We start from the raw sequence: 13714 nt of genomic DNA, 5'->3' as shown, positions 1-13714 counted from the left end.
CGTCCCATGACCGATTTTTCGAGCCATCAGGTCGTCGATGCGATCGCCGCGCGCCGTGCCGAACGCCGGACCTTCCTGCGTTATGCCGGCGGCGCCGCGGCCGCGAGCGGCGGCCTGGCGCTGTTGTCCGCGTGCGGCGGCAGCAACACCGGCAACACCCCCGCGCCGTCGCCGAGCGCCTCGGCGACCGACCTGACCGGGGATTTCAACGTCCTCAACTTCGCGCTCAACCTCGAATATCTCGAGGCCCAGTTCTACAGCTATGCCGCTTATGGAACCGGCCTGTCGGCGGGGCTGACCGGCGGCGTCGGCACGCTCGGCACCGTCACTGGCGGTCAGAAAGCGACTCTGAGCGACACGGTCACCAAATATGCGCGCGAGATCGCGGCCGACGAGGCGGCGCACGTCGGCTTCCTGCGCGCGACGATCGGCTCGTCGGCGATCGCCATGCCCGCGATCAATATCGGCGGCGATGCGAACGGCGCGTTCACCGCGGCGGCGCTCGCGGCCGGCCTGATCCAGCAGGGTCAGACGTTCAATCCCTATGCCAGCGACGTCAATTTCCTGCTCGCCGCCTTCCTGCTCGAGGACGTCGGGGTCAGCGCCTACAAGGGCGCGGCGCCGCTGCTGCAGACCAAGGTGTATATCGAAGCCGCGGCCGGCATCCTGGCGACGGAGGCCTATCATGCCGGCCTGATCCGCACGTTGCTCTATCGCCAGGGCGTGTCGACCAACACGATCTTCGCGCAGGTCCAGCAGCTCAGCGACGCGCGCGACAGCCTCGACGGGGTGCCCGACATCGACCAGGGCATCGGCAATGCGACGACGTCGAACATCGTGCCGACCGACAGCAACGGCATCGTGTTCAGCCGCTCGACGGGGCAGGTGCTCAACATCGCCTATCTCAACAAGTCGCAGGTCAAGTCGGGCGGTTTCTTCCCGAGCGGGGTGAACGGCACGATCTTCAATTCGGCCAGCAACGGCTGACGCGCGACCCCTTGGCATCGTCACGGGCCGTTCCCCTTGCGGGAGCGGCCCTTTTCATTTGGCGTCCGGGGATAAGGCGCGTAGACAGGCGCCACCCCGGGGGAGCGCTGATCCTGCGCTTGAGAGGGAGGCCGGAGCCTCCGACCCGCCGAACCTGATCCGGCTGACACCGGCGTAGGGAGGGCGTCGCTGCGAGAAGTGCCGGTCCGGTCGACCGGCGTGCATGCGAGCCGCTCCTTGCGATAGCAAGGAGATGCGCGACATGGCCGATATTCCCGCCCGCACCGAACTCAAGGTCACCACCGGCCCGATCCGCGGCAGCCGCAAGATCCACGTGGGGCCGCTGGGCGTGGCGATGCGCGCGATCGATCTAGATCCGTCGTCGGGGGAGCCGCCCCTCAACGTCTATGACACGTCGGGGCCGTACAGCGATCCGGCGGCGCGCATCGACATCATGGCCGGCCTGCCGCAGCTGCGCCGACAGTGGATCGAGGCGCGGGGCGATGTCGAGTCCTATGACGGGCGCGAGGTGCGGCCCGAGGACAATGGCCAGCTCGGCCCCGACCGCTCCGGCGGCGTGCCGCAATTCCCCAACACCGTCCGCCGCCCCCTGCGTGCCAGGGCAGGCGCCAACGTCAGCCAGATGCATTATGCGCGCCGCGGCATCGTGACGCCCGAGATGGAATATGTGGCGACGCGCGAGAATCTCGGTCGCGAGATGCTTCGCGAATATGCGCGTGACGGCAACAGCTTCGGCGCCGCGATCCCCGATTACGTGACGCCGGAATTCGTCCGCGACGAGGTCGCCCGGGGCCGCGCCATCATCCCCAACAACATCAACCATCCCGAAACCGAGCCGATGGCGATCGGTCGCAACTTCCTCGTCAAGATCAACGCCAACATCGGCAACAGCGCGGTCGCCAGCAACGTCGCGACCGAGGTGGACAAGCTCGTCTGGGCGATCCGCTGGGGCGCAGACACGGTGATGGATCTGTCGACCGGCCGCAACATCCACGACACGCGCGAATGGATCATCCGCAACAGCCCGGTGCCGATCGGCACCGTGCCCATCTATCAGGCGCTGGAAAAGGTCGGCGGCATCGCCGAGGACCTGACCTGGGAGATCTTCCGCGACACGCTGATCGAGCAGGCGGAGCAGGGCGTCGACTATTTCACCATCCACGCCGGCGTCCGCCTGCCCTACGTCCCGCTCACCGCGAAGCGCGTCACCGGCATCGTCAGCCGCGGCGGCAGCATCATGGCGAAGTGGTGCCTCGCGCATCACAAGGAAAGCTTCCTCTACGAGCGTTTCGACGAGATCACCGAGATCATGAAGGCGTATGACATCGCCTATTCGCTCGGCGACGGCCTGCGCCCGGGCAGCATCGCCGATGCGAACGACGAGGCGCAATTCGCCGAACTCTACACGCTGGGCGAACTGACCAAGCGCGCGTGGCAGCAGGACGTGCAGGTGATGATCGAGGGCCCCGGCCACGTGCCGATGCACAAGATTAAGGAGAACATGGACAAGCAGCTGGAAGCGTGCGGCGAGGCGCCCTTCTATACATTGGGGCCGCTCACCACGGACATCGCGCCCGGCTATGACCATATCACCAGCGGCATCGGCGCGGCGATGATCGGCTGGTACGGTACGGCGATGCTCTGCTACGTCACGCCCAAGGAGCATCTCGGCCTGCCCGACCGCGACGACGTGAAGGTCGGCGTGGTGACCTACAAGCTCGCCGCCCATGCCGCCGATCTCGCCAAGGGTCATCCGGCCGCCAAGATGCGCGACGACGCGTTGAGCCGCGCCCGCTTCGAATTCCGCTGGCGCGACCAGTTCAACCTGAGCCTCGATCCGGAGACGGCGGAGCAGTACCACGACCAGACGCTCCCCGCGGAAGGTGCCAAGACGGCGCACTTCTGCTCGATGTGCGGCCCCAAATTCTGCAGCATGAAGATCACGCAGGAGGTGCGGGACTTCGCCGCCAAGCAGAATGCGCCAGTCGAGACGTTCGTTGCCGCCGAAGACGCTGAAGCCGGCATGGCGAAGATGAGCGAGACGTTCCGGGAAAAGGGCGGGGAGGTCTACCTGCCGGCCGCCGAATAAGGCGGTCCGGGAATTGGAAGCGCGCCGGCCGCGGGCGGCATCGGGACGGGCACGCGGCCGCCGCATGCGTAGCGGCGGTGTGTCGCGTCCTCGGCCGGGACGCAGGTCCGGCGGCGCTCAGACCGGCGGCAGCGCCCAGTCGATGCGCCCGCGGCCATGGGCTTCGAGGAAGGCGTTGGCCTTGCTGAAGTGACCGGTGCCGAACCACCCCGTATGCGCGGAGAGGGGCGAGGGATGGGGTGCCTTCAGCACCAGATGGCGGCCGCCGCGCGACACATCCGCCACGAACGCCGCCTTTTTCTGCGCGTAGCTGCCCCAGAGCATGAAGACGACGGGCTCGTCCTTTGCCGCGACGAGCCGGACGATCGCATCGGTGAACGCCTCCCAGCCGCGCCCGCGGTGGGAGGCGGCGCGCGCCTGCTCGACCGTCAGAACGCTGTTGAGCAGCAACACGCCCTGCCGGGCCCAATGTTCGAGGAAGCCGTGCGGTGCCGGCGCGATGCCGCAATCGCTCTTCAGTTCCTTGTAGATGTTGACGAGGCTGGGCGGCGTCTTGACGCCGGGGCGGACGGAGAAGCACAGGCCGTGCGCCTGGCCCGGCCCGTGATACGGGTCCTGCCCCAGGATGACGGCGCGGACGTCGGATAGCGGCGTCAGCTCCAACGCCCGAAACCGGTCCTCGCGGGGCGGGAAGACATGCCTTCCCGCCGCTTCCTCTGCCCGCAGATAATCGCGCAGCGCCGTCATCTCGGGCGTGTCCAAGGCGGTCCGGAGGGGCTCGAGCCAGCTTGGGTCCATGCGGGGATCGGTCATGCGCGCGGCCTTACCGTTGGCCCGGCGCCGTGATCAACCGGGTGGATGGCCTCGCGACGCGCCATGCGCCAGACCCCGATCCACGTGCGTGGAAGCGGCGCCCGAATTCGCCCCTCGCCCGATCCAGCCTTGCTGGATCATACATTAGTAAAGTCCCGGGACGTCGCGTTGCGCGGGCGAGAGCGTCTGCAGATCCTGGACGATCGGCTCACGACCGCCTGCCGCCTGCGCGGTGACGCCGGTACTCGCACTTGCCGTGATCGGCGTGCAGCTCTTGCCCTGCAGGAAGTCGAGCGCGGCGCGCGTCGAGGCCTCGCGCGGATCGCCCATCGCATAGCGGATGTCGTCGCCGGCCCGGCAGCTCGCCTCTACCGTGCCGACCAGGCCGGTGTAGTAGCCACCCTGACGGTTGGCGTTCTGGATGGCGAGCGCGATCACGCGCAGCCGATCGTCGCATTGCGTCAGGTCGAGACCGATCTGGCCGACGGGCTTGCCATAGGTGTTGCCGCCGATCAGCCCGACATTGGCGTGCAGATAGGGGATCATCGCGTTGATCACGAGCTCGCTGGCGGACGCCGTGCCGCTCGTGCCGATGAAGGCGAGGCGGGTCGGCGCGATCGACTGGGGCTGCGGATTGAAATAGCGCGTCGTGTTGTTGCTCGCCTTCTCCGGCCGGAAGCTGACATAGTCGAAGACTTCGGAGGTCTGGCGATTGGCGCCGAGCAGGTCGCCGATCAGTTCCGCCGTCGCCAGCGCGCCCCCGCCGTTGTAGCGGAAGTCGATCACCACATTGGTGATCCCCGCCGCACGGAATTGCGCGAAGGCGTCGCGCAGCGACTGGTCGGCCGCCGGGATGAAGGTGCGCAGGTTGAGATAGCCATATTGCTGGCCGCCGTCGGTGATCACCTGCGCCCCATAGCGTGGGGAAACCGCCGGCAGGTTGAAGTCCGCCTTGGTCACCGCCACGGTGCGGGTGCCGCTGGCGTCGCGAACCTGCAGATAGCGCACCGTGCCCGCGGTCGACGGCCCCAGCGCGTCGTTGAGCGCGGTGCCGCCCTGCGCATACAGATTGGTGACCGAGGTCAGGTTGCCGCTCGACGCGCCGATCGCGAGGATCTCCGCGCCGCGATCGATGCCGGCGGCGAGGCCAGGCGCGCCCTCGAACGCCTCGGTGACGTAGAGCCGCGCGCCTTGGCTGGTGTCCAGGCTGAAGCGCAGACCGAAACCGGCGGTCGCCCCCGATGCGTTATAGGCATTCTCCTGCGCGATCGAGGTCAGGTAGGTGAAATAGCGGTCCTTGCCCTGCGCGCGCGCGGTCGCGGTCAGCGCGTCGAGATAGGCGCTGACGGTAGAGTAGGGCGAGGGATCGAGACTGGCGGGCAGGGTGTCCGGGAACAGATACCATTCGCGTACCTGCGAGGCGACCCAGTTCTGCCGATCGCGCAACGAGCATCCCGCGACGCTTGCGGAGGACGTGCTGGCGGTCGTCCCGCCAGACGTATCGCCACCGCCCCCTCCACCACAGCCCGAAAGCAAGGCCACCAACGCGATCGATCCTGCCCAACGCGATACCATGTCCGTCCCCTCCGGCCGGGGCACACGCCCGACCCTGACCAAGGTTAGGCAGATTTCCCCGCAACCGCCAAGCGCCAAAGTTCGTTTAAACCATCAAGTTATCGCAATGACGCCGCGATCGTTGCAGCCCCGTCATGAAGATTTCATCCTGGAGTAAAGATCATGGGCCTATTCAGCAAAGACATCGCCTCGATGCAGGATTTGTACGTCCATCAGCTTCAGGACGTTTATTACGCCGAGCAGCAGATCACCAAGGCGCTGCCCAAGATGATCGAGAAGGCGACCGACACGCAGCTGCGGCAGGGATTCGAGCAGCATCTGCGCGAGACCGAAGGGCAGATCGAGCGGCTGCGTCGCGTGTTCGAGATCGAGGGGCTTCAGCCCAAGGGGGTCACGTGCCCAGCGATCGACGGCATCATCAAGGAGGCAGACGAGGTCGCGGGCGAGGTGTCGGACAAGGCGGTGCTGGATGCGGCGCTCACCGCGGCAGCGCAGGCGGTCGAACATTATGAGATCAGCCGCTACGGCACGCTCGTCACCTGGGCCGAACAATTGGGCCGCAGCGAGTGCGCCGCGATCCTGCGCGAGACGCTCGAGGAAGAAAAGGCGACCGACGCCAAGCTGACCGAACTCGCCACCGCAAAGCTCAACGCACGCGCGGGGATGGTAGAGGCCTGAAGTCTGATTCATGTGCATGGAAACGGCGCCTGCCCTTAGCCCACCCGGCCGCCCATCCACGATTCGCTGTGTGGGTGGCCGGTGGGGGTGGGGTGCGGCATCGCCCCCGATCCTGCCTCGCTGGATCGCATGGGAAGAACCGCCAGCCGCGACGCTTCCGGCCTTTCCGGGCGGAGCGTCGCGCGCGACGTTCAGCGTAGGCTGACCTGAAGGCCGTCCATTACGAACTGCACCGCGAGCGCGGCGAGCAAGACACCCAGCAGACGCGTGATCACCGCCTCGATGCGAGTACCAAGCAGCCGCATCAGCGGGCCGGCGGCAAGGAGCGCAAGCAGCGTCAGCAGCAGCATGGTCGCCATCGCGGCGAGCACGACGAGCGAGGCCTCCAGCCCGTCGCTGCGCGCCATCAGCAGCATCACGGTGGCGATCGAGCCCGGCCCGGCGATCATCGGCATCGCCATCGGGAAGATCGACACGTCGTCCGCCTCGGGGTCGTGCGCCACCTTTGCCGCGCGATCCTCGCGCCGCTGCGTGCGCTTTTCGAAGACCATCTCGAGCGCGATCAGGAACAGCATGATGCCGCCGGCGATCCGGAAGCTTGCCAGGCTGATGCCGAGGCCATGCAGCAGTTTCTCTCCGACGAGCGCGAAGACGAGCAGGATGATCGACGAGACGGTGACGGCGCGCACCGCCATCGCGCGGCGGTGCACCGGCGAAGCGCCGGCGGACAGGCCGGCATAGATGGGCGCGCAGCCCAGTGGGTCGATGACGACGAAGAAGGTGATGACCGACGAGACGAAGAGCTCGATCACAGCGCCAGCCCCTCGTCCGCAATCCCTTCGCGGCGGCAGGCGGATACGTAGGTGTTGCGGATCAGGCAGGCGATCGTCATCGGCCCGACCCCGCCGGGTACGGGGGTGATCGCGCCCGCGACCTGACGGGCGGCCGCGAAGTCCACGTCGCCGACCAGGCCGGTATCGGTGCGGTTGATGCCGACGTCGATCACGCTCGCGCCGGGCTTGATCCAGTCACCCTGCACGAAGCCGGGGATGCCCACCGCGGCGACGACGATGTCGGCGCGGCGGACGTGATCGGCGATGTCGCGCGTCCGGCTGTGCGTGACGGTGACGGTGCAGCTTTGCTGGAGCAGCAATTGCGCCATCGGCTTGCCGACGATGTTCGACCGGCCGATGACCACCGCCTCCATGCCCGCCAGGCTGGTGTGGACGTCGCGGAGCAGCAGCAGGCAGCCGAGCGGCGTGCAGGGCACGAATCCCTCGGCCCCGATCGCGAGTCTGCCGGCATTGACGGGATGGAAGCCGTCCACGTCCTTGTCCGGGTCGATCGCGAGCAATACCGCCTGGGTGTCGATATGCGCGGGCAGCGGCAGCTGGACCAGGATGCCGTCGACGGCGGGATCGGCGTTCAGCCGCGCCACCAGGTCGAGCAGCACGTCCGATGTCGTGTCGGCGGGCAGGCGATGCTCGAAGCTCTCCATGCCAGCCTCGCGGGTCGCCTTGCCCTTCGACCGGACATAGACCGCGCTGGCGGCATCCTCGCCCACGAGCACGACCGCCAGGCCGGGCGCGCGGCCGGTCGCGGCGCGAAACGGCGCGACACGGGTGGCGATGTCGGCACGCAGGGCGGCGGCGCGCGCCTTGCCGTCGATGAGAGTCGCGGGGGCGGTGTCGGTCATGGCCCGGCCTCATAGAGCCGGGCGGCGGTTTCCGCCAGCACCGCGGCGTCGCCGGCGATTCGCAGCCGCTTCAACCGCGACGTGTCGCCCGCGACCAGCGTCACCGACCGGCGCGGCACGCCGAACGTTTCGGCGACGAGTGCGATCAGCGCCGCATTCGCCTTGCCATCCACCGGTGCGGCCGCGAGCCGGGCGGCAAGATGCGCCTCGATCCCGGCGGTCAGGCTGTCGCGGCCGCCGCGCGGCGTGACGCGTACCGCGATCTCCAGTCCGTCGCCGACGCGCCGCCACGCGGGCATGGCGGGCTCACACGGTGGCGGAAGAGACGACGCCGATCGCCAGGTTGCGCAGGATGATGTCGCCGATCGCGATCAGGATCAGCACCACCATCGGCGAGAAATCGATCCCGCCCGTGTTCGGCAGCAAGCGCCGGATCGGCCGGTACATCGGCTCCGTCAGCCGATCGAGCCCTTGGTAGAGCGAGCGGATGAAGTTGTTCGACGTGTTGATGACGTTGAACGCGATCAGCAGCGACAGGATGAACTGCACGAAGATGATCCACCAGACGACGTCGAGCAGCACCTGGAGGATCTGGATGAGGGTCAGCGCGAACACGCGGGGCCTTTCGTGGAAACGGTAGCGTTACGATGTAGCGTGCCGGACGCACGGGGAACAGGGGCGGTTCCGCGGAGGGCGGTCATCGCGCGCGTGCCCGCCGCCACGCGGCCTGGAGGCGGTCGCCGATCAACGTGCCCGTATCGGAGACGAGGCGCAGCCGGCCCCGGGCCGCGGATTGCTCCAGCCCCTCTGCCTGTCGCGCCCAGAGGGCGCGGAACGCGCCGTCGGGCCGCGCGAGCAGCGCCTGCGGCGGCCCGTCCTCGACGATCCGGCCTGCCTCGACGACGATGACACGGTCAAAGCCGGCGATCGTCGATAGCCGGTGCGCGACCGCGAGCACGGTCCTCCCGGCCATCAGCGCGTCAAGCCCGCGTTGCACCTCCAGTTCCGATTCGGTGTCGAGTGCGCTCGTCGCTTCGTCGAGGAGCACGATTCGCGCGTCCTTCAGGAAGGCGCGCGCGATGCCGATCCGCTGGCGCTGCCCGCCCGACAGGCTGGTGCCGCGCTCGCCGACGATGCTGTCGTAGCCGTGCGGGAGGTGGCGGATGAAATCGTCGCACCCGGCGGCCTCGGCGGCGCGGTACACCTCTTCGTCGCTCGCGTCCGGCCGCGCGAAGCGGATATTCTCCATGACGGTACGGTGGAAGAGCAGCACCTCCTGCGGCACCACCGCGAGCGCGTCGCTGAGACTGTCCAGCGTGACGCGGTCGATCCGCTGGCCGTCGACCGACACCGCGCCCGCCTGCGGATCGTAGAAGCGCTGGACGAGCTGAAGGATCGACGACTTGCCGGCGCCCGACGGGCCGACGATGCCGACCGTCTGCCCGGCGGGTACCTCCAGCGACAGATCGTGCACCACCGGGCGGCGGGGATCGTAGCCGAAGGTGACGTGGTCGAGCCGCACGCTGCCCTCGCCGGCGCGCAGCCGGACCGCATCGGGCGCGTCGGCCAGCGCCTGCGGCACGCCGATGATGTCGAGCGTCTCGCGCAGGTAGCTGAACTGCTGGCTGGTATCGATCAGCGCCATGGCGAGATCGCGCGACCCGTGCAGGATGCGAAAGGTCATCGTGCTGATCACGACGACGTCACCGGTGGAAATGGCCCCCGCCGACCAGCGGCCGATCGCCCAGATCAAGGTGCCGCCGACCAGGATCGCCAGCGCGGCATCGTGCAGGCCGCGCATCTGCTCGACGAAGAACCAGCCACGTCGCTGCGCCGCCGCTTCCTCGTGCAGGAAGTCGCGCAGCCGGTCGAGCTCGCGGTCGCGCGCCGCAAAGGCCTTCACCACCCAGATGTTGCCGATCAGGTCGACCAGCTCGCCGCCGACCACGCCCGCACGCTCGGCGAACTCGCGATGATGGATATGGCCCTTGAGCCCGAGCAGCACGAGCGCGCCGGTGACGATCAGGAAGATCGCGCCCAGCACCGCCGCCATGCGCGGATCGATCGACACGAAGATCAGGATCGCGCCCGCGAAGGCGATCAACGGCGGCGTCACCTCTTGCAGCAGGCGGTGGATGAGCGCGCCGAAGATGCCGGCGAGGCCGGAGATGCGGTGCCCGAGCGATCCCGCGCGCTGGCTCTGGAAGAATTGCAGCTGATGGCCCGTCAGGTAATCGACCATGTCGAGCCGGATCCCGACGCCCGACACGACCGTCGCATGGCCCAGAGTTAGCGCGGCCGCGCGCTGCAACGCGCTTTCCAGCACGACCAGCCCGACGAAGGCGGCGAGCGCCTGATAGACATGGGTACGCGCCTCGCCGCCCGTCGTCATCGCGTCGACGAGCATCTTCATCGCATATTGAACGCCGACCGATCCGGTCGACGCCGCCGCCACGAGGACAGCGAGGCCGAGGAACATCCACGGGCGCGCCGCGACATAATGCCACAGGAAGCGGCCCGGACTGGCCAGGAAGGGCATCGTTTGCCACCTTGCTGTTGCTGCACTGCAACATAGGTGGGGCCAATCCGGGATCAAGTCGATCCCGCGACGGACGGACGGAGCCGCCGGCGCGTTCAGGCGTGGACCAACGTCCCCGCGCCCGCGCTCGTGAAGATCTCGAGCAGCATCGCATGCGGCACGCGGCCATCGAGGATCACGGCGGCATCGACGCCCGCCTCGACCGCCGCGACGCAGGTCTCGACCTTGGGGATCATGCCGCCGGAGATCGTGCCGTCGGCCTTCAGCCCGGCGATCCGGTCGGCGTCGAGGTCGGTCAGCAGCGTGCCGGCCTTGTCGAGCACGCCGGCGACGTCGGTGAGCAGGAAGAAGCGCGCGGCGCCGAGCGCACCGGCGATGGCGCCGGCCATCGTGTCGGCGTTGATGTTGTAGGTTTCGCCGTCCGCGCCCATCGCGATCGGCGCAACGACGGGGATGATCCCGCTCGCCGACAATTGATCGATGATGGTGCGGTCGACCGCCACCGGCTCTCCGACGAAGCCGAGATCGACGTGCCGCTCGATCCCCTGTAGCGGATCTGGCGCATCGCGGCCGACCTTGGCGGCGGTGACGAAGCCGGCATCCTTGCCGGAGATGCCGACCGCCCGGCCACCGGCCTTGCCGATCCAGGCGACGATTTCCTTGTTGATCGATCCGGCGAGCACCATCTCGGCGATGTCCGCGGTCTCGCGATCGGTGACGCGCAGGCCGTCGACGAAGCGGGATTCGACGCCCAGCCGCTTCAGCATCGCGCCGATCTGGGGACCGCCGCCGTGGACGACGACCGGATTGATGCCCACCGCCTTGAGCAGCACGACGTCCTCCGCGAAATCGCGCGCGAGTTCGGGGTCGCCCATCGCATGGCCGCCGTATTTCACGACGAACGTCTTGCCGGCGTAGCGCTGCAGATAGGGCAAGGCCTCGGTCAGCGTCTCGGCCTTGGCGAGCAGCGCCGCGCGGGAGGGGGAGTCGGTCATATCCGGCGCTTTAGCGGGCCACGGGGGGCGGGAACAGAGGCTTGTCCTCCTCGCTCCGGCGACCCCGCAAGGGTCATCCGCGTGCGTCGAGGCGCTTGCCGATGCCGACGAACAGATAGATCAGCGGCGGCACCAGGATCGCCGACAGCGTCACCTTGGCGATCATCTGGCCGATGATCAGCGGCCCGATCGGGAATTCGCCGTAGAAGGCGATCGTCACGAACAGCAACGTGTCGACGACCTGGCTGAGCATGCTGGCGATCGCGGCACGCAGCCAGAGCAGCCGACTGCCTTCCGACCCCTTCAGCGCGGCGAAGATCGTGACGTTGAGCGTCTGCGACACGCCATAAGCGACGATGCCGCCGAGCCAGATGCGCCAGGTGGATCCCAGGATCAGCTGGATCGCGTCGCGGTTGGCGGGCAGCATCGCCGGCGACGGCGGCAGCATCCACACGATCCACGACAGCAGCAGCGAGACGAGCAACGGCACGAAGCCGACGCGGACCAGGCGGTTGGCGACATGGCTGCCGTGCAGCTCGGCGACGGCGCTCGACGTGACGACGAGTAGCAGGAAGGCGAAGATGCCGGCCTCGACCGCGAGCGGTCCTCCCAGGAACAGGCGGCCGATCTCCGAGATTGGCCAGGGCGCCACCTGTTTGTTGCCGAGCACGCCGGCGATGCACACCATCCCCCCGTAGAAGATCGAATAGGCGAAAAGCGAGGGGGCAATGCCGCGCGTGGGGGTGTCCATCGGCTCGACGCTAGCCGGTTTCGCGGGACGGGCAAAGACTTCCGCTGCCATCGACCCGCCGGGAGAGGGGGGCGGCCGCGCCGGCACAGACAGGGTATCCGGGCTATGTCCCCGCCCCCGCATCGGGGATCGGCATATGCACTTCCCCCTAGCCCCCGGAAAAAGCGCGTGTATGGTGGATCGACGCTGCCGGGGGGCCGCGTCCCCCTTTTCCACACCCGGACGCATCCATGAATCGTATCCTGATCGGCGTTGCCGGCATCCTCGTCATCCTCGGCATCGCCTTCGCGCTGTCGACCGATCGCCGCGCGATCCGGCTGCGCGTCGTCGGAGCGGCCTTTGCCTTGCAGGCGCTGATCGCGGTGATGGTGCTGTACTGGACTCCCGGCCGCGCCGCGCTGGCGGGTGCATCGGCGGGCGTCGCCGCGTTGCTCGGCTATTCGCAGAAGGGCACCGAATTCCTGTTCGGCAATCTCGCCAGCCCGACCGTCGGCGGACATTCCTTCGCCATCGCCGCGCTGCCGGTGATCATCTTCTTCGCCAGCCTCGTCTCGATCCTCTATTATCTGGGCATCATGCAGCTGATCGTGCGCTGGATCGGCGGCGCGATCGAGAAGGTGGTCGGCACCAGCAAGGTCGAGAGCCTGTGCGCCGCGGCCAACATCTTCGTGGGGCAGAGCGAGAGCCCGCTCGTCATCCGCCCCTATCTCGCCGGCCTGACGCCGCCGCAGGTGTTCACGGTGATGACCAGCGGCATGGCCGGCGTCGCCGGCACGATCCTGGCGGCCTATGCGTCGATGGGGATCAGCATCGACTATCTGCTCGCGGCGAGCTTCATGGCGGCACCGGGCGGCATCCTGATGGCGAAGATCATCATGCCCGACCGCAGCGTTCCCCCCGAGGGCGAACTGCCGCTGGGCGACCTGCCCGACGAGGACCGCCAGATCGCGCTCGCGGAAAGCCGGGTGAGCGGCAAGGGCCCCGCCGCCCTGCTGCCGGAGGGCACGCCCGGCGAGCCTTTGCCCGAGGCCACCCATGATGAAGAGAAGCCGGCGAACCTGATCATGGCGGCCGCGCAGGGCGCGCAGACGGGCGTGCGGCTCGCCGTCGCGGTCGGCGCGATGGTGCTGGCGTTCGTCGCGCTGGTCGCGCTGGCCAACGGCCTGCTCGGTGGCATCGGCAGCCTGTTCGGCCATCCCGAGCTGAGCTTCCAGGGGCTGCTCGGCTATGTCTTCCAGCCGGTGATGTTCCTGCTCAACGTGCCGTGGAACGAGGCGGGGATCGCCGGTGGCCTGTTCGGCGAGAAGATCGTGCTCAACGAGTTCGTGGCCTATATCGACCTCGGCAAGCAGGCTGCGCAGCTCAGCCCGCATACGATCGCGGTGGTCACCTTCGCATTGTGCGGTTTCGCCAATTTCTCGTCGATCGCGATCCAGATGGCGGTGACGGGCAGCCTCGCGCCGAACCAGCGGCCGACTATCGCGCGGCTGGGCATTCGCGCCCTGCTCGCCGGCAGTCTCGCCAATCTGATGTCGGCGGCGCTCGCCGGCCTGCTGATCGGCTGATCCGC

Annotated in this window: 13 protein-coding genes and 1 riboswitch; of the genes, 4 read left to right on the top strand and 9 right to left on the bottom strand. The window is 68.1% G+C overall.

What is annotated here, in order from left to right; all coding sequences use genetic code 11:
- Positions 1-6 precede the first annotated feature (6 nt).
- Together IQ292_RS03635 and thiC are read left to right on the top strand one after the other, a co-directional pair.
- Positions 7-987 carry a ferritin-like domain-containing protein gene (locus IQ292_RS03635; RefSeq protein WP_203308962.1) on the top strand — a complete coding sequence of 327 codons (981 nt, stop codon included), beginning with the start codon at positions 7-9 and terminating at the stop codon, positions 985-987.
- An 87-nt stretch (positions 988-1074) separates the two neighbouring features.
- A riboswitch (TPP riboswitch) is annotated at positions 1075-1185 on the top strand.
- Between the two features lie 64 nt (positions 1186-1249).
- Complete coding sequence (gene thiC, locus IQ292_RS03630; protein WP_203308961.1) at positions 1250-3097, top strand: phosphomethylpyrimidine synthase ThiC; 1848 nt, start codon at positions 1250-1252, stop codon at positions 3095-3097.
- Between the two features lie 117 nt (positions 3098-3214).
- On the opposite strand, the gene ung is transcribed toward thiC, so the two are convergent.
- Both ung and IQ292_RS03620 read right to left on the bottom strand, forming a co-directional pair.
- Positions 3215-3910 carry a uracil-DNA glycosylase gene (gene ung / locus IQ292_RS03625; RefSeq protein WP_203308960.1) on the bottom strand — a complete coding sequence of 232 codons (696 nt, stop codon included), beginning with the start codon at positions 3908-3910 and terminating at the stop codon, positions 3215-3217.
- A 144-nt stretch (positions 3911-4054) separates the two neighbouring features.
- Positions 4055-5356 (bottom strand): S41 family peptidase, encoded by a 1302-nt coding sequence (locus tag IQ292_RS03620; RefSeq protein ID WP_238940788.1) that lies wholly within the window; start codon positions 5354-5356, stop codon positions 4055-4057.
- 291 nt (positions 5357-5647) lie between these two features.
- Here IQ292_RS03620 and IQ292_RS03615 point away from each other — a divergent pair, with 291 nt between their 5' ends.
- Complete coding sequence (locus tag IQ292_RS03615) at positions 5648-6163, top strand: YciE/YciF ferroxidase family protein (protein WP_203308958.1); 516 nt, start codon at positions 5648-5650, stop codon at positions 6161-6163.
- A 191-nt stretch (positions 6164-6354) separates the two neighbouring features.
- Here IQ292_RS03615 and IQ292_RS03610 read toward each other — a convergent pair whose 3' ends face one another.
- The 7 genes from IQ292_RS03610 to IQ292_RS03580 all read right to left on the bottom strand — a co-directional run bounded on the left by IQ292_RS03610 (position 6355) and on the right by IQ292_RS03580 (position 12144).
- Complete coding sequence (locus tag IQ292_RS03610; RefSeq protein WP_203308957.1) at positions 6355-6975, bottom strand: MarC family protein; 621 nt, start codon at positions 6973-6975, stop codon at positions 6355-6357.
- Complete coding sequence (folD, locus tag IQ292_RS03605) at positions 6972-7859, bottom strand: bifunctional methylenetetrahydrofolate dehydrogenase/methenyltetrahydrofolate cyclohydrolase FolD (protein WP_203308956.1); 888 nt, start codon at positions 7857-7859, stop codon at positions 6972-6974. Before folD ends, IQ292_RS03610 begins: the two co-directional genes overlap by 4 nt.
- Positions 7856-8158, bottom strand: coding sequence for a DUF167 domain-containing protein (locus IQ292_RS03600; RefSeq protein WP_203308955.1), 303 nt, complete (start codon positions 8156-8158; stop codon positions 7856-7858). Before IQ292_RS03600 ends, folD begins: the two co-directional genes overlap by 4 nt.
- Before the next feature lie 7 nt (positions 8159-8165).
- The gene (locus IQ292_RS03595) at positions 8166-8474 is read right to left on the bottom strand and encodes a YggT family protein (protein ID WP_203308954.1); all 309 of its coding nucleotides are present in this window, start codon (positions 8472-8474) and stop codon (positions 8166-8168) included.
- Positions 8475-8556: 82 nt separating this feature from the next.
- Positions 8557-10398: an ABC transporter ATP-binding protein gene (locus tag IQ292_RS03590; RefSeq protein WP_203308953.1), complete on the bottom strand. Its 1842-nt coding sequence runs from the start codon at positions 10396-10398 to the stop codon at positions 8557-8559.
- A gap of 95 nt (positions 10399-10493) precedes the next feature.
- The gene (argB, locus tag IQ292_RS03585; RefSeq protein WP_203308952.1) at positions 10494-11393 is read right to left on the bottom strand and encodes an acetylglutamate kinase; all 900 of its coding nucleotides are present in this window, start codon (positions 11391-11393) and stop codon (positions 10494-10496) included.
- Between the two features lie 73 nt (positions 11394-11466).
- A complete protein-coding gene (locus IQ292_RS03580; RefSeq protein ID WP_203308951.1) occupies positions 11467-12144 on the bottom strand; it encodes a queuosine precursor transporter in 678 nt (225 codons plus the stop codon).
- 230 nt (positions 12145-12374) lie between these two features.
- On the opposite strand from IQ292_RS03580, the gene IQ292_RS03575 reads away from it, so the two are divergent.
- A complete protein-coding gene (locus tag IQ292_RS03575; protein ID WP_203308950.1) occupies positions 12375-13709 on the top strand; it encodes a NupC/NupG family nucleoside CNT transporter in 1335 nt (444 codons plus the stop codon).
- Positions 13710-13714: the final 5 nt, after the last annotated feature.

The organism is Sphingomonas beigongshangi (assembly GCF_016820445.1).
Taxonomy (GTDB): Bacteria; Pseudomonadota; Alphaproteobacteria; order Sphingomonadales; family Sphingomonadaceae; genus Sphingomonas; species Sphingomonas beigongshangi.
This window is presented reverse-complemented; position numbering and strand designations above follow the sequence as displayed.